Origin of the sequence: Dolosicoccus paucivorans, assembly GCF_900100125.1 — a bacterium.
In the GTDB taxonomy this organism is placed as follows: Bacteria; Bacillota; Bacilli; order Lactobacillales; family Aerococcaceae; genus Dolosicoccus; species Dolosicoccus paucivorans.
The window spans coordinates 59,293-78,682 of record NZ_FNEL01000001.1 but is presented as its reverse complement, the minus strand read 5'-3'; the positions used below and the strand labels follow the sequence as shown (position 1 = coordinate 78,682).

General features: G+C 37.7%; 18 protein-coding genes. 3 read left to right on the top strand and 15 right to left on the bottom strand.

Annotated features, from left to right (window positions below):
- Positions 1 to 358: 358 nt before the first annotated feature.
- The 13 genes from BLR79_RS00450 to BLR79_RS00390 all read right to left on the bottom strand — a co-directional run bounded on the left by BLR79_RS00450 (position 359) and on the right by BLR79_RS00390 (position 16,066).
- On the bottom strand, positions 359 to 1,777 hold the full coding sequence (locus BLR79_RS00450; RefSeq protein ID WP_092083785.1) for a cation:dicarboxylate symporter family transporter: 1,419 nt from the start codon (positions 1,775 to 1,777) through the stop codon (positions 359 to 361).
- 114 nt (positions 1,778 to 1,891) lie between these two features.
- Positions 1,892 to 2,278 carry a RidA family protein gene (locus BLR79_RS00445; protein ID WP_092083784.1) on the bottom strand — a complete coding sequence of 129 codons (387 nt, stop codon included), beginning with the start codon at positions 2,276 to 2,278 and terminating at the stop codon, positions 1,892 to 1,894.
- A 76-nt stretch (positions 2,279 to 2,354) separates the two neighbouring features.
- Positions 2,355 to 3,653: a uracil-xanthine permease family protein gene (locus tag BLR79_RS00440; protein ID WP_092083783.1), complete on the bottom strand. Its 1,299-nt coding sequence runs from the start codon at positions 3,651 to 3,653 to the stop codon at positions 2,355 to 2,357.
- A gap of 203 nt (positions 3,654 to 3,856) precedes the next feature.
- The gene (locus BLR79_RS00435; RefSeq protein ID WP_092083782.1) at positions 3,857 to 4,657 is read right to left on the bottom strand and encodes an ABC transporter ATP-binding protein; all 801 of its coding nucleotides are present in this window, start codon (positions 4,655 to 4,657) and stop codon (positions 3,857 to 3,859) included.
- Position 4,658: 1 nt separating this feature from the next.
- Positions 4,659 to 5,573 carry an ABC transporter permease gene (locus BLR79_RS00430; protein ID WP_092083786.1) on the bottom strand — a complete coding sequence of 305 codons (915 nt, stop codon included), beginning with the start codon at positions 5,571 to 5,573 and terminating at the stop codon, positions 4,659 to 4,661.
- Between the two features lie 22 nt (positions 5,574 to 5,595).
- Complete coding sequence (locus BLR79_RS00425) at positions 5,596 to 6,546, bottom strand: ABC transporter substrate-binding protein (RefSeq protein ID WP_092083781.1); 951 nt, start codon at positions 6,544 to 6,546, stop codon at positions 5,596 to 5,598.
- A 405-nt stretch (positions 6,547 to 6,951) separates the two neighbouring features.
- On the bottom strand, positions 6,952 to 7,905 hold the full coding sequence (locus BLR79_RS00420) for an ABC transporter substrate-binding protein (protein WP_092083780.1): 954 nt from the start codon (positions 7,903 to 7,905) through the stop codon (positions 6,952 to 6,954).
- A gap of 384 nt (positions 7,906 to 8,289) precedes the next feature.
- Positions 8,290 to 9,249 carry an ABC transporter substrate-binding protein gene (locus BLR79_RS00415; protein ID WP_092083778.1) on the bottom strand — a complete coding sequence of 320 codons (960 nt, stop codon included), beginning with the start codon at positions 9,247 to 9,249 and terminating at the stop codon, positions 8,290 to 8,292.
- 240 nt (positions 9,250 to 9,489) lie between these two features.
- Complete coding sequence (locus BLR79_RS00410) at positions 9,490 to 10,161, bottom strand: uracil-DNA glycosylase (RefSeq protein WP_092083776.1); 672 nt, start codon at positions 10,159 to 10,161, stop codon at positions 9,490 to 9,492.
- Between the two features lie 25 nt (positions 10,162 to 10,186).
- A complete protein-coding gene (locus BLR79_RS00405; RefSeq protein WP_159427547.1) occupies positions 10,187 to 10,867 on the bottom strand; it encodes a SanA/YdcF family protein in 681 nt (226 codons plus the stop codon).
- 131 nt (positions 10,868 to 10,998) lie between these two features.
- Positions 10,999 to 12,018, bottom strand: coding sequence for a branched-chain amino acid aminotransferase (locus tag BLR79_RS00400; protein ID WP_092083772.1), 1,020 nt, complete (start codon positions 12,016 to 12,018; stop codon positions 10,999 to 11,001).
- Positions 12,019 to 12,051: 33 nt separating this feature from the next.
- Positions 12,052 to 13,860 carry an ABC transporter ATP-binding protein gene (locus tag BLR79_RS00395; protein ID WP_200778851.1) on the bottom strand — a complete coding sequence of 603 codons (1,809 nt, stop codon included), beginning with the start codon at positions 13,858 to 13,860 and terminating at the stop codon, positions 12,052 to 12,054.
- A gap of 1 nt (position 13,861) precedes the next feature.
- Positions 13,862 to 16,066: an ABC transporter ATP-binding protein gene (locus BLR79_RS00390; protein ID WP_092083768.1), complete on the bottom strand. Its 2,205-nt coding sequence runs from the start codon at positions 16,064 to 16,066 to the stop codon at positions 13,862 to 13,864.
- A gap of 182 nt (positions 16,067 to 16,248) precedes the next feature.
- Here BLR79_RS00390 and BLR79_RS00385 point away from each other — a divergent pair, with 182 nt between their 5' ends.
- A complete protein-coding gene (locus BLR79_RS00385) occupies positions 16,249 to 16,842 on the top strand; it encodes a hypothetical protein (RefSeq protein WP_092083766.1) in 594 nt (197 codons plus the stop codon).
- Positions 16,843 to 16,884: 42 nt separating this feature from the next.
- On the opposite strand, the gene BLR79_RS00380 is transcribed toward BLR79_RS00385, so the two are convergent.
- On the bottom strand, positions 16,885 to 17,364 hold the full coding sequence (locus BLR79_RS00380; protein ID WP_092083765.1) for a DNA-deoxyinosine glycosylase: 480 nt from the start codon (positions 17,362 to 17,364) through the stop codon (positions 16,885 to 16,887).
- A gap of 36 nt (positions 17,365 to 17,400) precedes the next feature.
- Positions 17,401 to 18,090 (bottom strand): ribose-5-phosphate isomerase RpiA, encoded by a 690-nt coding sequence (gene rpiA / locus BLR79_RS00375; RefSeq protein WP_257993338.1) that lies wholly within the window; start codon positions 18,088 to 18,090, stop codon positions 17,401 to 17,403.
- An 86-nt stretch (positions 18,091 to 18,176) separates the two neighbouring features.
- On the opposite strand from rpiA, the gene BLR79_RS00370 reads away from it, so the two are divergent.
- The gene (locus tag BLR79_RS00370; protein WP_159427546.1) at positions 18,177 to 18,851 is read left to right on the top strand and encodes a CpXC domain-containing protein; all 675 of its coding nucleotides are present in this window, start codon (positions 18,177 to 18,179) and stop codon (positions 18,849 to 18,851) included.
- A gap of 51 nt (positions 18,852 to 18,902) precedes the next feature.
- On the top strand, positions 18,903 to 19,343 hold the full coding sequence (locus BLR79_RS00365; protein ID WP_092083762.1) for a YtoQ family protein: 441 nt from the start codon (positions 18,903 to 18,905) through the stop codon (positions 19,341 to 19,343).
- Positions 19,344 to 19,390 lie beyond the last annotated feature (47 nt).

Here is a 19,390-nt window from a genome sequence, read left to right as displayed (position 1 = left end):
GTAGATGAAGACTTTCTTAAGGAAGTAACCTTCAAGCGAAATATCATTCCACGTAAATCTCTTAACTACTACACTCCCCTGGAGGTTTTCTTGGCCCATCTTTTGGATCAAACATCTGGATATTATGCCAACCACTTAAGAAATATGGTTTCATCAAGCACCTGACTCCTCAAGAGTCGCTAGCGCTTTTCCTCTTGACCAGCCAGGAGCTTGATGAAGGGAGTTGTTTAAGGTGGTTAGCACAAGTATGTCACCAAGTTCAATCACTCATAATATAGTGTAGAAATTTCTAACTTAAATTGACAATCGAGAAATTAAAAAAGACAGCCATTCATTTAATGAATAACTGTCTTTATTTTTAGTGATCGGTTTGATTACGCATTGATGCATCATAGGCAGATTGATCAAAATGACCTTCCCACTTGTCCACAGCAATGGCTGAAACCATAGAACCTGTTACGTTTAACATAGTTCGTCCCATATCGACTAATGGATCGATGCCAAAAACTGCACCAATTTCACCAACGAGTGATCCTAAGCCGATTCCGTTCAATGTCACTGTGGCGGCTACCGTTGCTGTTCCTGGTACACCGACAATCCCAATCGAACCTAACGTAACAACAACCACTAGTAAAGCATAAAAACCAAAATCTAATGGCGTTCCAGTCGCTTTAGCTAACAAAGTCCCTAACATCGCAGGGAAAATTCCGGCACATCCATTCATTCCAATGGTTGTTCCCATCGTCGCAACAAAGTCGGCTGTCGAAGCAGACACTCCTAAGTCTTCTTTTAACGTTTCCAAAGTATAAGGTAATGTTCCCACGCTCGAACGACTAGAAAAGGCAAATAACATTGTACTTAATGACTTTTTGTAAAATTGAACAGGATTAAGTCCTAAACCAAGTAAAATAACAACGTAGACGATTAACATGACCGCTACGGCTACATATAAGCCAACGATAAATCCAATAAAGCCAGTGATAGCTGAAATACCATTGGTAATAATCGTATTAGCCACTAAAGCAACTACACCATAGGGCATCACTTTAATCACATTGGTCAATACACTAGAAATTAACACTTTAGCACTTGTAAAAAAGTCTAAAATAGGCTGAATCTCTTCAGGTTTACGTTGCTTTAAGAAACGAATCGAAGCAGCAAACATCATCGCAATAATAACAACAGAAACAATGCCGCTATTGGTAGACATGACTCCTAAAATATTAGAAGGAACCATTTCTAAAATAAATTGAGGAATCCCTTGTTCACTTACCGCTTGCATGCGTTCTAATCGACTAGGATCAATCGTTCCTGCGAGCACACTCGCATCAATATTTAATAAGTTAACTGTTAAAATCCCAACGATCGCTGAGATAGCAGTCGTTCCTAGTAAAACAACAAAGGCTTTTTTCGTTAACAACTTTAAGTTAGAAGCCTGATTATCTGATAATACTTCAATAATAGATAAAAAGACAACCGGCACAGCTAAGAGCTGAAGAAGTCTTAAAAAGCCATATCCTACGAGTTGAAGCCAAGCAGAAATTTCTGGTTGAGCATATTCAGTATAAATTGATCCGCTCAACTGACCAAAATAATCAACTCCAAACCCTAAAATAAGTCCTAGTCCTAGAGCCGTCATAATACGGCGAGAGAAAGACCAACCTTTACTTTTTAAAAAGCGCAAAAGAAATAACGCTACAATAAATAACCCTAATGTAATTAATGAAACATAATTGCTTATTTGGATAAAATGGGTGAAAAAGTTTGATCGTATCATAATAACGTCCTTTCTATTAATACTTAAAAATAATAGATATGTCTTATATTTTAACGCTTATTTATTATTACGTCTTCTTTTTTGCTTAAAATAAAAATAGACCGATTGTTCGGTCTATTTCACATTAGAAACATCCGCTATAACTTCTACTTCAAGCATAGCTCCTTTGGGTAAATCTTTAGCAGCAAACATAGAACGTGCTGGATAAGGTTCTTGGAATAAGGTCTTATACACATCGTTGACAGCGCCAAAGTTATCGATATCGGTAATAATAATCAATACTTTTACAATGTCGTCTAAACAAGCTCCATAACTTTCCAGTACGTATTCGATATTTTTAAAAGCTTGTTTCGTCTGCGCTTCAATTCCTTCTTTAAGTTCTCCTGTTTTGGGGTCAACACCTAACTGGCCAGATAAATAAGCGGTTCCGTTGAGAACTTGTCCGTGAACGTAAGGGCCAAGGGCTTCAGGAGCCTTCGAACTGTTGATTACATCTTTCATCATGTCACCTTTTCTAGTTGTTTACTCCTAGAATACCACGAATAATTCCCATTTTGTTAACTAAACGCCTCTTAACTTATCCTTCTAAATTATCTGTTTGAACGGGAGGTAAAATTAAATTAAGAATAATTCCTGCTAAAGCAGCTAAAGCTGTTCCAGAAATGACTAAACTTCCAACTTCAACAACAGCATTCCCAAGCCCTAACACTAACATAGCGCTGGCAATAACTAAATTACGGGAATGATTAAAGTCTACTCGCGCACGAATTAAGACTTTTAACCCGTTACTTGCGATAATTCCGTAAAGTAAAATAGACATTCCACCTAAAACGGCTGCTGGAATGGTCGCGATTAAAGCCGTAAATTTACCAAAGAAACTTAATGCAATCGCAATGAAAGCCGCGTTTCGAATCACAGACACACTAGCGATTCGAGTCAATCCAATCACGCCGGTATTCTCGCCGTAAGTTGTGTTAGCAGGTCCACCAATAAAGGCAGATAATAAAGTCGCAACACCGTCTCCTAACAATGTACGATGTAATCCCGGTTTCTTAATGTATGAATGCCCTGTAATCTCTCCTAATACCATGTGATCTCCAATATGTTCGGCAATCGTTACGAGAGCAATTGGCATAATAGATAATGCTTCCGGACCAAAATAAAAATGATAAGGCTTACCTGTCACATAAGAATGGGCAAAAGGCAAACTAAAGTCCGGTAGTTTAAGCCAGGCTGTTTCTCTAATAGGCGTAAAATCAACTAAACCAAAAAAGATCGCAGCAATATAACCAACAATCATCGCAATTAAAAAGGGAATCACTTGAATAAATCCTTTTCCGCGGGTGTGGATCGTGACACTAACCATAAATGTAATTAACGCAACGACCATTTGGCGCCAATCACCTTCATGAATAAACCCTGCATTCTCAACGGCGGTTCCGGCTAATCCTAAGCCAATAACAATAATCATCGGACCGATAACAATTGGCGGGAGTAAGGTTTCAATCCAACCCACTCCAATTTTACTGATAAGTAAGGAGGCCAAAATATAAATAAAGCCGACGAGCATAATTCCGGTTTGAGCCCCACTTAAGTCACCATCCATTGCCTTAATGGTATAAGCCATAGCGGTAATATAAGCAAAAGATGACCCTAAATAAACCGGGACTTGAAAGCGAGTAATCGTTAAGTAGCAAAGTGTTCCTAAGCCACTAGCTAATAGTGCTGTGGAAACGGATAAACCTAAAATTAACGGAACTAAAATTGTTGCTCCAAACATCGCAAAAACATGTTGAAAGCTTAATAGCAGCCCTTCCATGACGGGTGGTTTATCTTGCACATCATACAACAGTGTCACACGTGATTCATTTTCCATTTAAAAAGCTCCTTTTGAGCCTTAAGTGTACTATTTTTGGGTACACAAAAAGCCCTCTTTGAATAGTCAACAAGGGCTTTGAATGCAGTCGCAACTACAAACTGGATACAAGTCCTTTAGTGACCTCACAGGATCACTTTAAAAGTCCTTATTGCTTGTTGTAGTATAACGAATCTTTATTTGTTTATCAAGGGAAAGTTCCCTTAACTCAGTAGGATTGAATCAGAGGTTAACGCTTCACCACTTTGTTGTTTAAACAGCTCTAGTAAAGCCGGAACGGTTAGATCTTTTTTGTCCTCGCCCGCTAAATCTAACATCACTTGTCCTTGGTGAAGCATAATGATGCGGTTACCATATTTTAAAGCGTCTTCCATATTGTGAGTAATCATTAAAGTCGTTAAATTTTCTTCACGGACAATATCGTCGGTCAGATTTAATACCATCTCACTTGTTTTTGGGTCTAAAGCAGCGGTATGTTCGTCTAAAAGCAATAACTCAGGACGTCTTAATGTTGCCATTAATAGTGTTAAAGCTTGACGTTGCCCACCAGATAAAAAGCCCACTTCCATCGTTAAACGATCTTCTAAACCTAGTCCTAAAGTCGCTAAACGTTTTTGCATTAACTCGCGATCCTCTGAGCTTACCCCGCGACGTAATCCTCTAGACAGTCCGCGACGATTGGCGACGGCCATATTTTCTTCGATCGTTAATCGGGTCGCTGTTCCCATTCGCGGATCTTGGAAAACGTGACCTATTAACTTGGCACGTTTAGCTGCCGACCAACGGGTCACGTCTTCTCCAGCAATGGTAATAGAACCTGTATCAATTGGGAAAGCTCCGGCAATTGCGTTTAATGTAGTCGACTTTCCAGCACCGTTTCCACCAATCACAGTAATAAAGTCTCCATTATTAATGGTTAAATTTAAATCTTTAAGAACGTGGTTTTCATTGACGGTTCCGATACCAAACGTTTTATTTACATTATTTAATTGTACTTGAGACATTTTATTGGCCTCCTTGATTTGCTTTTGCAAGTTGACGGCGACTATTGCGACGGGCTTGGAATTCTGGGAAGTACAAAATTAAAGCTAATAAAATCGCTGAGAATAGTTTTAAGTCCGTCGTTTGAATTGGAATAATTGGCTGATTTAAAATTAAATCAATAATTAAACGATAAATGATACTTCCTAAAATAATCGTTGTTAAACGACGCCCGATAGTTAAATCTTTTAAAATAACTTCAGCGATAATAACGGACGCTAAACCAATAACAATGGTTCCAATTCCCATTTGAATGTCGCTATAACCGTCTTTTTGAGCAATCATTGCCCCAGATAAAGCAATTAAACCATTACCAATCATGTAACCTAATGTCTTCATACTGTTCGTATTAATTCCATTCGCTTCACTCATTTCCGTATTATCACCGGTTGAACGTAAAGCAAGTCCAATTTCTGTATGTAAAAACAGCACTAATAACGAAATAACAATTGCTAAAACGATGAACGAGACGACTAAAACAGCCATATTTTTTGTTAAATTAAATGTTTCTTGAATCGGTGTGTAAATGGTATCTACATTGAGTAAAGTAATATTCGGACGTCCCTCCATAACGTGTAGGTTAATAGAGTAAAGTCCTGTTAAAACTAGAATACCTGTTAATAAAGGTGGGATGTACATTTTTGTGTGAATCAGTCCTGCGACTAAACCACCTAAGGCTCCCCCAGCAGTTGCTGCTAAAGTAGCTAAAACGGGAGATACACCTTGAGACATTAACACAGCGGCAATAGCTGCTCCGAGGGGAAAAGTCCCCTCAGCAGTTAAGTCAGGAATATCTAGTAAACGAAATGTAATGTAAACACCAATCGCCATAACGGCCCACACAGCCCCTTGGGTTACACTCGAAATTAAAATATCTATCATCTTATTCTCTCTTTCTTACTTATTTGATTGATTCAGGATCAATACCTAGTTGTTCAGCAAAATCTTTATTAACAATAACGTCAAAGTGTTTAGCTAATTCCACTGACATTTCCTTAACGTCTAAGTCTTCGTCTAACATACGAATCACCATTTCAGCCGTTTGACGACCGTAGTCTTCGTATGAACTTGAAATCGTTGCTAAACCGCCCTTTTCGATGACTTCTTTAGAACTTCCGATCATTGGCAAGTTGTTTTCTAAAGCAACCTCACCTACTAATTGAATGGCGCTATCGATCGTGTTGTCTGTTACCATAAACATTCCCTCTACTTTACGAGCTAAAGCGCTCATTGCTTGATGAATGTCGTTTGTTGATGTTACCGTTTGTTCTTCGACTTTAAGACCTTTTTCTTCTAAAGCTTTTGTCGCCATTTCAGCTTGAATTACGGAGTTAACTTCACTTGAGTTGTATAAAATACCGACGGTTTCAATCTCTGGGAAGTTACGAACAAGTAATTCCACTTGTTCATCGATCGGCGCCATATCACTTGTTCCAGTTAAGTTCATTTCTGGTTTTTCCATACTTTTAGCTAAACCAGCTTCTACTGGATCCGTAACAGCGGCAAAAAAGATCGGCTTAGTTGATTCAATAAGTGCCAATGATTGAGCGGCTGGAGTAGCGATCGCAAACAAAATGTCATTGTCTCTTGCTAGACGCTCACTAAAAGATTGTAAGTTAGCAGTATCTCCACTCGCATTTTGAACATCCCATTGGATTTTATCTTTATAAGAAGAGGCGTCCATTGTTTCTTTAAAGCCTTTAAAAGTCGCGTCCAGTGCGTCGTGTTCGACAAATTGTAATACACCTAACTTAATAACATCCTCTTGTGCCTTTGTAGAAAGAGGTAAAGTCGCCATGATTGAACTAAACAGTAAAATAAAACTTATAAATGCCATTAATTTCTTCTTCATTTTCTTTCTCCTTTATGGTTGGTTATTTATGACTATTAAAAAAGGGCCTACTAGATTAAATCTAATAGGCCCTTTTAAGATAAGTTCAGAAAATTCTTGAAAAAGATTTATTGACTTATTTCTTTATGCCCACTTAGATTTAATCGTCTAGCGAATCTATGCGAGCATCTCAAACTAACAGCTCCTCATAGATACAAACCATGTTTGTATCTATTTAGGATACAAACACTCTCTAAAAGTAGCTGTAGTAATATGTGTTTGAAGAAATAAGTACTGATCTCATCAAAATTCTCTCCTTTAAAAATTTGTTAACTACATCATAATCTTTTAGAAACACTTTGTCAATGATTATTAAATAAAAATGTATTTATTTATTGAATTTCAGCATTTTTTCATCTGTTTTTATTAATTTGGTAAGCTAATTGTTTTTGGGTCAATGCCTAATTTTTTAGCATTTTCTTCATTTACAACAAGCTCGAAATCTTTACCCATTTCCACAGGCATTTGACTAACGTTAAGGTCGTCTTCTAACATGCGAATAATCATATCGGCTGTTTGTCTTCCGTAATCTTCGTATGAATTAGACATCGTAGCCAATCCGTGCTTTTCAATGACTTCTTTTGATGTTCCGATCATTGGTAACTTGTTTTCTAAAGCGATGTCTTTTACTAACTGAATCGCGCTATCAATGGTGTTGTCTGTGACCATAAATAAACCATCTACTTTACGTGCTACCGCACTCATCGCCTGATGGACATCATTTGTTGACGTCACAGTTTGTTCTTCGACTTTAATTCCTTTATTTTCTAATTCTTTTTTAGCGATCTCTACTTGAACAACTGAGTTTACCGCACTAGAGTCGTATAAAATACCAACAGTTTTAATGTCAGGAAAACTATTGACTAATAGTTCGACTTGTTTATCAATTGGAGCTAAGTTACTGGTTCCTGTAAAGTTCGTCTCAGGACGATCTAAACTTTTAACAAGACCTGCTTCAACAGGTGCCGTAACGGCCGCAAAGAAGACGGGTTTTTGAGATTCTACATGAGCTAAAGCTTGACCAGCGGCAGTTCCGATGGCGATTAACAGATCATTATCCCGAGCGATTCGTTCACTGATGGATTGTAAGCTCGCGTTATCTCCTTGGGCGTTTTGAATGTCCCACTTAATTTGGTCTTTAAATTCTGAAGTTTCCATTCTCTCTTTTAATCCTCTAACCGTCGCATCAAATGCATCATGTTCAACAAATTGTAAAATTCCGATCTTTATTTCTTCAGCCGCTTTAGTTGATGGAAGACATTGCATAAAACTAGTCATAATTAATAGACATACACTGATAAATTTTAATAATCGTTTCATTTTCTTTCTCCTTATTTTGGCAATATAAAAAAACCTACTAGATCAAATCCAGTAGGTTCCCAAAAACATGTTCAGAAAATGCACGAAAGGCTTCCTCAACTATTTCTTTATTGCCCACTTAGATTTAATCCTTTATCTAATCTATGTGAGCATTACAATTTACAGCTCCTCATAGATACAAAACCTGTTTGTATCTATGTTGGATACAAACATTATCTAGTCGTAGCTGTAGTAATATGTATTTAAAGAAATAAGTTGGAATCTCATTGCAGTTCTCTCCTTTAATATTGATTGATTGTATTCTACCTTTAACAAAATAAAATGTCAACAAAAATTAAAAAGAAATGTGTAAAAGTTTAACCTTCACACATTTCTATCATCTGATTATTTTGGTGCTTGAATAGAACTTGGGTCAATATTTAGACGTTTAGCCATCTCTTCGTTGATCACTAATTCTAAATCCTTCGCAGCTTCTACGGGCATTTCTTTAATCGCTTCTCCATTTTCAATTTGGCGAACAAGCATGTCAGCAGTTTGCTTGCCTAAAGCATAATAGTCTAAACCATAAGTAGCCAGCCCATTGACTAAGGTCATATCTTTTGATCCACCAATAACAGGGATATCGTTTTCAGCGGCCATATCTCCTACGTAACTCATAGCACTTGCTACAGTATTATCCGTTACTAAGAATAAGGCATCGACTTTGTTTAGTAAGGTTGCTAAAGCTTGACTAATATCATTCGTAGAAGTCACTGATACTTCTTGATAAGCTAAGTTTTGTTCTTCTAGTATTTTTTTAGCTCGTTCAACTTCACCTACAGAGTTAGCTTCACCGGAGTTGTATAACAAACCGATTGTTTTAATGTCTGGCTTAATTGATAACATTAATTCGATCTGTTCTTTTAACGGTCCTGCATCCACAGTTCCACTGACATTTGTTTCAGGTTTTTCTAGTGATTTAACTAAGCCAGCATCCACAGGATCTGTCACGGCAGAAAAATAAATAGGTACCTCTTTAGTGATATTTGCTAAACTTTGAGCGGCAGGGGTCGCAATGGCGAACAAGTAGTCATTCGCACTCGCAATTTTCTCACCCATTGACGTGAGGGTTCCATTATCACCTGCTGCGTTTTCATATTGAATCTTGATCTTATCGCCATCAACATAGCCTGCTTCCTTAAGTCCATCAATGAACCCTTCACGGGTCGCATTGAGTGATTCGTGCTCAACATACTGTAAAATGCCTACTTTAATTGGCTCTTGGGCACTCGCTAACGTCGGGACTATCATTAAAGCTAAAGCAAGTAAAGTCATCATTTTTGTTAATAATTTAGTTGTTTTCATTTCTTTTCCTCCAATAGTGTGTCTTTCATAATAAAGTGACTTGACGGTATTATAAATATAGGGGTTTAGTTAATTTGCGCCTTGGGGCGCAAAAAAGAACGCAAACAATACCTTCACCTGATTCCACTGTTTCATTATTTGTCGTCCTCCTTTTAACCTTCCTTATTTATCTTTTATTGTGAAAAAGATATAAGTTTATTATACACTTTTTAATCGCAAATTAATAGTCCCAATTTGTAATTATTTTTTACTCCAATGAATTGGCTGTTGGTGCCACTGTTTTAAATAGTTGTTCGCTTGACTAAAGGGCTTGGAACCAAAAAAGCCACGATGAGCAGCTAAAGGACTAGGATGGGATGAAGTAATGACAGCATGTTTTGCTTCATCGATATATTTTCTTTTGGCAATCGATGCATTCCCCCATAAAATAAACACAATAGGCTCATCCCGCTCGTTAAGGCGTTGGATAATATAATCCGTTAATTCTTCCCAACCTTGACCCCGGTGGGAAAAGGCGGCTTTATGGCGCACCGTTAAGACAGTATTTAATAAAAGAACACCTTGTTCAGCCCAAAAAGTTAAATCACCATTGGGCGGAGCAGGTTGTTGTAAATTCGCTTCCAGTTCTTTATAAATATTGCGTAAAGAAGGAGGCAAAGGCGCTTGAGGTTGGACTGAAAAGGCTAGTCCATTTGCTTGCCCTTCACCGTGATAAGGATCTTGTCCTAAGATAACTACTTTTACTTTATTGTAAGGGGTTAGTTGCAACGCTTTAAAAACATCTTCAGGAACTGGATAAATGACTTCTTCTTTATATTCCGTCGCTAGAAATTGTCTTAACTTTTGATAAGTTGGACTGTCAAAAAAAGGCTGCAGTAATTGTTGCCAGTCAGTTGGTAATGTGGGTCCCATCATTTCGATCCTTTCTATCATTGGGTTATTGTGGAAATAATTCTTTTTTTAAATCTGTCTCTTCACCTGACATATTTAAATTTATTTGGTATCTCGTCTCGGGAGAAGGAGTGTGATAGTTTAAATAAACGACTCCAAATTCTTTAACTCGCGCTAAAATTTCACGTCCCCATAATGAACCATCAAATACATCTAAAGAAGGAGCCGCTACGCCAATACTATCGATCTTAAAATGATCGCACAGAAGAAGGGAACGATACAAATGATTTCTTTGTGTTACAACGATCGCTTTAGATACGCCAATAATATTTTTCAGCCGATACATTGATTCATAGGTAGAATAACCAGCGTGATCTAAATAAATTTGTTCGGTAGGTACTCCTTTTTCCATTAAATATTCTTTCATCACATACACTTCATTATAGTTATCTTCTAAGTGATCCCCACTCATAATGAGTGGCTTTTGAGGAAAGTGCTGATGGAGTGCAAATGCTTTATCTAAGCGATTTTTTAATATTTGAGAAGGATAATCATTGTTAACCACTCCTGCTCCCAAGACAATAATCGGTACGTCATCTTTTGCGTAAGAGGTGTATTGAATAGTTGAAGAGGTGGTAATGTTTGGGGTTTCTTTAGCAATAATAAATCCGTTAATCGAGGCGATAAGGAAAAGCCCTATTGAAGCAATAATAAAACTTAATTTCAATAGAAATCTGATCAATTTACTTAGTCGATAAATACTGTGCCGCCCCCTTCACTTTGTAATGAACATTCATTATAACAAAAAAACTGACCAAGACGTTTCTTTTCTTGATCAGTTTTGAAAATTTTATTTAATTATTTAACTTCTGGGACCCATCCTTCAGGGGCAGGACGTTCACCAAATTGAATGCCTGTAAGTTCGTCGTACAACTCTTTAGTAATCGGACCAACGTTTGGACCGTAATCGATTGTTCGATCACCGTATTGAATTTGACTAATTGGTGAAATCACTGCGGCCGTTCCCATCGCTCCAGCTTCAACCAGTTGATCGGCTTCATCAATGAAGATATCTGTTTCAATGACATCTAAATTTAAATGATGTTCTGCTAAATAAAGAAGCGAACGTTTCGTAATACTTGGTAAAATTGAAGGAGACTTAGGGGTAACAAATTGTTTATCTTTTGTAATACCAAAAAAGTTGGCTGCACCTGCTTCTTCAATCTTCGTATGTGTGGCCGCATCTAAGTAGAGTGCATCTGAATATCCTTTAGCTTTTGCTTCCTGGCCTGCAATTAAACTAGCAGCATAGTTAGCAGCTGTTTTAGCGGCGCCTGTTCCATGGGGCGCTGCTCGATCATATTCGGTTACATAAAACTTCGTTGGTTCCATGCCCCCTTTAAAATAAGCCCCTACCGGAGTAACGTAAATTCCAAAGAAATACTCTTCAGACGGTGACAGCCCTACACTCGCACCCGTTCCAATTAGGAAAGGACGAATATATAACGTGGCATTCGTTCCATAAGGAGGAACCCACTCTGCATTAGCTTTAACCACTTCGTGAACTGCTTTAACAAATTCATCTTCTGGAAATGGCACCATTAATAAACGTTCAGCTGACTCTGTAAAACGTTGGGCATTTAATTCCGGTCTAAATAAATGAATAGAGCCATCTTTCCAACGATAAGCTTTTAATCCTTCGAAAATTGCTTGACCGTAATGAAACACATTTGCAGCAACTGATAGAGTAATTTCTGAACTTTCAACAACTTTTCCTGGTTCCCATTGACCGTCTTTATAAAAGGCTTGGTAAGTTTTACCGGTATCACGGTAACCAAAGCCAATGTTGGCCCAGTCAAGATCTTTTGGTTGAGTCATGGTTAACATCCTTCCCTATGTAAGTAATGAGTTCTAAATGAATTGACTATTATAAAGTTTAGCATATTTCTCATTTAATTTCATCAATTCTTCATGGGATCCTTTTTCAACAATATCACCTTGTTCCATATATAAAATCACATCGGCATCGCGAATCGTTGATAGGCGGTGGGCAATAACAAAACTCGTTCGCCCTTTCATCAACTCATCCATCGCTTCTTGAATGAGTATTTCTGTTCTCGTATCAACAGAACTAGTTGCTTCATCTAAAATTAAAATCGGACGATTGGAAAGAAGCGCTCGCGCAATAGTAATCAATTGCTTTTGTCCTTGGGAAATGTTCGTCGCTTCATCGTTTAACTCAAAGTCATACCCATTAGGCAACTGCATAATGTAGCGATGTACACGGGCATTTTTCGCTGCTTCTTCGACTTCTTCGTCGGTAGCATCTAAGCGACCGTAACGAATGTTTTCACGAATGGTTCCTTTAAATAACCATGTGTCTTGCAGTACCATCGCAATGGCTTGTCGGTAACTTTGTCTTGTATAATCTTGAATGTTAACATCATCCAAATAAATAGCTCCTTGATTGACGTCATAAAAGCGCATCAATAATTTAACCATCGTTGATTTACCCGCTCCCGTTGGACCGACTAAAGCAATTTTTTGCCCTGGTTTCACTTCTTGACTAAAGTCGCTAATAATCACTTGTCCTGGCTCATAACCAAATTGAACGTGATCGAAGGTTACATGCCCTTCGACTTGCGAAACGTCTAGAACGCACTCAGCTGTTTCTTCAATTTCTTCTTCATCAAGAAACTCATAGACACGCTCGCCAGCGGCAGCCATTGATTGCAGTTGAGTGACCACTTGAGCCATTTGTGTAATGGGTTGAGTGAAACGGCGTACATATTGAGTAAAGGCTTGAATATCCCCTACCGAAATGGCCCCTTGAATTGCCAAATATGCTCCGGTAACTACAACGCCGACATATCCTAAGTTAGAAACAAAGTTCATCACTGGATACATCGCGCCAGAAAAGAATTGCGATTTCATTGCCGACTCTTCTAAGCTGGCATTTTCTATTTCAAACTGTTCTAACGTCGCTTCTTCTTGATTATACGCTTGGACTACTTGTTGACCGGAATAAATTTCTTCAACTTGTCCGTTAATAATACCTAAACCTTGTTGTTGCGCTCTAAAGTACTTTTGCGACATTTTCATTAAAGTGCTGACTAATAGAAGGCTTAAAGGAATAATCAGTAACGACACACCTACCATTAAAGGACTGATCGTAAACATCATAAATAAAATTCCAATCATCGTTAAAACAGAAGTGATGACGGTAGTAATGCTTTGGTTTAATCCGTTACCTAATGTGTCGATATCGTTCGTTATCCGAGAAAGAACTTCCCCGTAAGGACGTGATTCAAAGTAGGCCATTGGCAAACGATCAATTTTAGCAATTAAACGTTGACGAAGGGAATAAGTAATTCGTTGAGTCATCGTACTCATAATCCAACCTTGGATCATTCCAAAGACCGCACTAATAACATACAGTGCTAGAACAATGAGTAAAATACGCCCAATACGATTAAAATCAATATTTCCCGTTCCTTGAATTTTAGCCATGACTCCTTCAAACAAAGCTGTGGTGGCTCGTCCTAACTGTTTAGGTCCAACGATATTAAAAATCGTTGACAAGATGGCAGTAATAAAAACAGCCAGTAAACTTTTAGGGTAGTTCATTAACTCTTTTAGAAGACGACTGATGCTTCGTCCAAAGTTTTTAGGTTTTTGACTACGTCTTTCAGGATGAGAGGTTTGTTTTTCTTCACTCATTTTAATCATGGCCTCCTTTCGTAAAAGTTTCATAGTCTTCAGGGCGATATCCGCCTTTTGTATGGCGATCTAATTCATTTTCCGACAATTGAGAAGTCGCAATTTCACGGTAAACACGGCTCGTTTTCATCAATTCGCTATGATCGCCAATCCCAGCAATTTCGCCGTGATCCAGTACAATAATTTGTTCAGCGTTAATAATCGTACTAATACGTTGAGCTACGATAAACACCGTTGCATCTTGAACATTTTCATTCAATGCTTGACGTAACGAAGCGTCTGTTGAATAGTCTAAGGCTGAGAAACTATCATCAAAAATGTAAATGAGTGGATCTTTAGCAATCGCTCGGGCAATGGATAAGCGTTGTTTTTGACCTCCGGAGACGTTACCTCCACCTTGAGCGATATGTGAATCATACCCTCCACTTTTGTCTTCAATAAATTCGCTAGCGTGAGCAATTTCAGCAGCTTTTTCCATAGCCTGTTGACTAATATCTTCAGCTCCATATTTAATATTGCTAGCAATGGTTCCAGAAAACAAAGTGGCTTTTTGAGTCACTAAACCAATTAAATCTCTTAAGTGATGAAGATCCATATCACGAATATCAACACCATCAATGGTGATGCTGCCTGACGTGACGTCATAAAAACGAAGCATTAAGTTGACTAATGTCGATTTTCCACTTCCTGTACTACCAATAATAGCTGTAGTTTTACCGGGTTCTGCTTTAAAGTTCAAGTTGGTCAAAGTATTTTCTTTCGCTTTTGGATAAGCAAAATCAACGGAATTAAATTCAACGACACCTTTAGGGTCCGTTAATTCCACTGGATTTTCGGGATTTTTGATCGAAAGTGGCTTATCCAGTACTTCTTGAACCCGATCTGCAGATACTAACGCACGAGGTAAAATAACCGCCATCATACTGACCATTAAAAAGGCAAAGATAATTTGAATGGTGTAGTTAATAAAAGCAGTCATCGCTCCGACTTGCATTTGACCTTCGGCAATTAACCCCGCAGAAGTCCAGACAATTAAAACAGATATTCCGTTCATCACAACCATCATTAATGGCATCATGAGTGACATTAAACGGTTAGTAAATAAATAAGTGTCACGCAACTGGGTGTTGGCTTGGTCAAATTGTCGTTCTGCATAATTTTGACGACCAAAAGCACGAATCACTTCTAGTCCCGTTAACACTTCTCGAGCTTGTAAGTTTACTTCATCCACTTGTTGTTGAAGGAGCTTGAATTTAGGCATTGTTAAATACAATAATCCGCTAACAATAGCGACTACAATCCCGACGGCTAAAGCAATGATCCATGACATTTGTACATTTGTTTTTAAAACATGCATGACTGCACCAGCAGCTAAAATGGGTGCATACATCGTCATTCGTAAAAGAAGAGTCACAACCATTTGAATTTGTTGAATATCGTTAGTGCTTCGCGTAATTAAAGAAGCGGTTGAAAATTCATTGGTGTCTTCTTGAGAAAAACTCAAGACTTTTTTGAAGGTGTCACGGCGTAAAATTCGCCCTACTTTCGCTCCTACTTTTGCTGAAATATAGTGAGCACATAAAGCAGCTGCTAAAGAAATGAAGGATAAAACACCCATTTTCTTTCCTTCACTTAATAGATAGCTCATTTGGTAGTCATCCAGTGAGCCACCGGTCCTTTCATATAAGCGTTGAATATAATGAATTGCCACACTATGTTTCACATTTGGACCTAGTTTGTTTAATTCATCATTCAGCGTGGTACGAACAGCTTCAGGAGAAAGAGTCGCAAGATCTTGAGCGTTCATCCCCTCATGTTGCATTTTTTCTTCAATCACTTTTTGTCCTTCATTTAACGCACCAAACAGCGCAAATAAATCTGTTAAAGAACGACTCAGCGATTCCAGTTGAGCTGGGTCTGATTGAACGCCTTCTTTTAGTTGATAAGTTTGTTGGTTTAATTCGTAATGTTCTTCAAATAACTGTCTTTCTTCTGGTGTTGCATACATTATTATTTGTTCATAATCATCTTGACTTATCTTAAAAGGAACCGCATATTCAAATCCTTTATCTTGAATTCCTACGTCGATTAATTTAGAAGTATAATCGGGTAAAAGTAAAGTCGTGTAAGATTGAACGATTTGAAACATAATAATAAATAAAACAAGAGGCCAAAAAGGCTTTATTTGTTTCCATAGTGACTTCATAGAAATCTCCTTTCCGTTATATTAATTTTAGACACTCTAGCTATATTATCAAACCTTAAAGCTTTTGGACAACTACTCAGCTCATTCTTAAGAAATATTATGATAAATCGTTATCAATTTGTTACCTATTCGTTATATTAAACTGTTATGCTAGTATAATGAACTAAAAAGGAGATTGTTGTATGCGAAAAATTATTATTTTAAGTACTTTAATGACAGCCTTATTCAATAGCACACCCGCTTTTGTCTTGGCACAAGAGAGTTCTTCTGTTTCTGAATCGACTGTTGAACACGAAGCAACTTCTCTAGGAGACTTTAACGACCAAGTCTTACCTCCTTCAACTTATCCAGCAACTACTCTTCCTTCTGAAATTAATCCTCAAGAGCTCTATGAAGGAATGAACGAGTTTTACAAAGAAAACTATACTCAAGAAGAAATTCAAAAAAGTCAAACACCTTTATCTGAAGAAGAATTGGATCATTTAGCTAGCCAGTTTGAAAAATTAACACAAGAAACCGGTTTAGCCATCGAAGTGGACCAAGTGGAGATGACACTTCAATCTGATAAGTTATATGTTCCTCGCATTATTGTTTTAGAAAACTACCAAAAAGCGATGGATGAACATAAAGAGCATGATTCGGATCTACTGTTAACAGCTTTAAGCGAATTAGGAAACCGTATCATTATGATTAGCTACTATGACGATAGCGCTAAAGAAATGATGCCCCTTCATTTAACAAACCGAACAAAACCCTTATTCTACTACACTCGTTAGAGATAGATGAAACCCCGCTTTTAAATTGGAAGCGGGGTTTTGTTATAAATAAGCTAAAATTTGTTGCCATTCTTTGACTAAGTCATCCATTCGGTAGCGTGCATTGGCTGGACTAGTTGACGGTAATTTTATTGCTGCTTGATCTAATTGCTTGGTGGTTAAATCATAAGCCTTTTGACCATTACAAAAGATTTTTTGAATATGACCTGTTTGCAAAATAGGTTCTAAGTCAGCTAGTTGTTCTACCTTTAAATCTTTATCCATGGAACCCACAATTTGCGCTTTTATACAAGCGTCGTATAAGGCAATACCGTGAGAAAGTAGTAATTCTTTCTTATCTTCAACGGTTTCTACAGGAGAGCTTTCCAAAAGTCTTGCCGTTAAAGGCCAAAAGCGATTACGGGGATGACTATAGTAAAAGTTAGATTCACGAGACACCACGGAAGGAAAAGAACCTAATATAAGAATTCGGCTGTCTTTGTTATAAATCGGTTCAAATTCATGAATGACCGTTCGTTCCATCAAGCTATCACCTCGCCTTTAATTGATGGTCGCTTATTATGATTCTTTCTTAAAGGTTTGAACGTTCCCATTCGAACGGCCCACAAGCACAATGTCAGCATAGTTTAAAAATAGACCGTGCTCGACAATTCCAACCGCACTTTTAAGCTCATGGGCTAATTGAGGCGGATAAGGAATTGACTTTAAATGTAGATCGATAATATAATTACCAGAGTCTGTAATGAATAACGAATCATCGGATTGCATTCTAAAAGCAGGATGGAATCCAGCTTGTTCTAATTTTTTAAATAAACGCCAACTACCAAAAGGAATGACTTCAATTGGAAGAGGAAAAGCGCCCAGTTCTTTGACAATTTTTGATTCGTCCAAAATCCAAATGATTTGACGACTATTTTGAGCGACGATTTTCTCATGGAGTAAAGCACCGCCACCACCTTTAATGCCTTCAAAGTGCTTTAAAGTACACTCGTCTGCTCCATCGACTAACACGTCGATGTGATCTACTTGATCCAATTCTACTAAAGGAATACCTAATTCTTTAGCTTGCTCTTTTGAACGGTTTGATGTGGGAACAGCTTGAATGTTTGTTAGGGTCCCTTCTTTAAGGCGTCGCCCTAATTCATCGATAAACCAATAAGCTGTTGAACCAGTTCCTAGTCCAACGGTCATGTTACTTTCAACATATTTGACTGCTTCATGACCGACACGTTTTTTTAACTCTTCCACGTCCTGTCGCCTCCTAATTTTTTGTAACAATTTACCTTTATTATAACATACACCTAGCGTGTTATTGCTTAGAGAGGAAGATTTCATTGGCCCAACAAACCTTACATTTAACTTGTCCTACTTGTTTAGCATCTGAAAACCAAACGTTTCCTACCATTATTGACGGAGCAACACAACCTGATCTTAGTTTTTCAATTCAACAAGGTGATTTCTTCGATCATCAATGCGCTCATTGCGGAGGGGCTCATCCCGTCCCTTTTCCTTTTTTATATATTCATTCTAGTAACAAACAAGGAGTCTATTTATACCCTCACTCGACGGACTCTAATGAACAACGCCAAGCTATTTTCAATCAAATAAATGATCAATTTCAAAATGAATACCCTGACTATCAACTGCGCATTGTTTCGTCGATTGAATCTCTAAAGGAAACTCTTTTAATTTGGCAAGACAAAAAAAGCGACACAGTTGTAGAATTAGTCAAAATTTTAGCTCAAGGAGCAGCAGAACTAACAAATCAAGAGGCTAAGGTTTACTATTATCACCACCGATTAACCCCTCATTTGTTATATATAAAAAAAGAACAACAACTCTACTCGCCTTACCCTACCCATTTGGAAACCTTTGTTGAACAAAAGTATAAACCTTACTTAACTTCTCAACCGGGAACCTTTTTAATAATTAATTCTACTTGGGCATGGCACGTATTGCTTCATGACAGCGATTTAAATGGAGAATACGACTTAGACGATATTGGCTAAAAGATTAAGTTAGGCGTATAATAATAACAAAAGATGTTAAGGAGAATGGTTATGAAATTAGTTGTTTACTTAGCAGGCGAAATTCACACTGCTTGGAGAGAAGAAATTATCCAAGCCGTTAAGGAAAAAGATTTACCTTATACTTTTGTAAGTCCTCAAACAGATCATGATTTATCAGACAATATTGGTGAAAACATCTTAGGTAAGATGCCTAATAACTACTTTAAAGATGATGCTGCTTCAGATATTAATAACTTTAGAACACAAGTCTTAATGCAAAAAGCGGACATTGTGATTGCTTTATTTGGCGAAAAATATCGTCAATGGAATACCGCGATGGATGCAACAACTGCGGTGAATTTAGGAAAACCTTTAATTATTATTCGCCCGGAAGAAGCCATCCACGCTTTAAAAGAATTATCAAATAAAGCTAACGTTGTTGTGGATACTCCGCAACAGGCCGTTGAAGTATTAGAATATGTCTTCAAATAAAAAAGAGCAGCTAGGATTTTTTCTTAGCTGCTTTTTAAATGAACATA

Coding starts and splice junctions, on each gene's coding strand:
- BLR79_RS00450 (WP_092083785.1), bottom strand. CDS start 1,777: ATGATACGATCAAACTTTTTCACCCATTTTATCCAAATAAGCAATTAT.
- BLR79_RS00445 (WP_092083784.1), bottom strand. CDS start 2,278: ATGAAAGATGTAATCAACAGTTCGAAGGCTCCTGAAGCCCTTGGCCCT.
- BLR79_RS00440 (WP_092083783.1), bottom strand. CDS start 3,653: ATGGAAAATGAATCACGTGTGACACTGTTGTATGATGTGCAAGATAAA.
- BLR79_RS00435 (WP_092083782.1), bottom strand. CDS start 4,657: ATGTCTCAAGTACAATTAAATAATGTAAATAAAACGTTTGGTATCGGA.
- BLR79_RS00425 (WP_092083781.1), bottom strand. CDS start 6,546: ATGAAGAAGAAATTAATGGCATTTATAAGTTTTATTTTACTGTTTAGT.
- BLR79_RS00420 (WP_092083780.1), bottom strand. CDS start 7,905: ATGAAACGATTATTAAAATTTATCAGTGTATGTCTATTAATTATGACT.
- BLR79_RS00415 (WP_092083778.1), bottom strand. CDS start 9,249: ATGAAAACAACTAAATTATTAACAAAAATGATGACTTTACTTGCTTTA.
- BLR79_RS00410 (WP_092083776.1), bottom strand. CDS start 10,161: ATGGGACCCACATTACCAACTGACTGGCAACAATTACTGCAGCCTTTT.
- BLR79_RS00400 (WP_092083772.1), bottom strand. CDS start 12,018: ATGACTCAACCAAAAGATCTTGACTGGGCCAACATTGGCTTTGGTTAC.
- BLR79_RS00395 (WP_200778851.1), bottom strand. CDS start 13,860: ATGAGTGAAGAAAAACAAACCTCTCATCCTGAAAGACGTAGTCAAAAA.
- BLR79_RS00390 (WP_092083768.1), bottom strand. CDS start 16,066: ATGAAGTCACTATGGAAACAAATAAAGCCTTTTTGGCCTCTTGTTTTA.
- BLR79_RS00385 (WP_092083766.1), top strand. CDS start 16,249: ATGCGAAAAATTATTATTTTAAGTACTTTAATGACAGCCTTATTCAAT.
- BLR79_RS00380 (WP_092083765.1), bottom strand. CDS start 17,364: ATGGAACGAACGGTCATTCATGAATTTGAACCGATTTATAACAAAGAC.
- BLR79_RS00365 (WP_092083762.1), top strand. CDS start 18,903: ATGAAATTAGTTGTTTACTTAGCAGGCGAAATTCACACTGCTTGGAGA.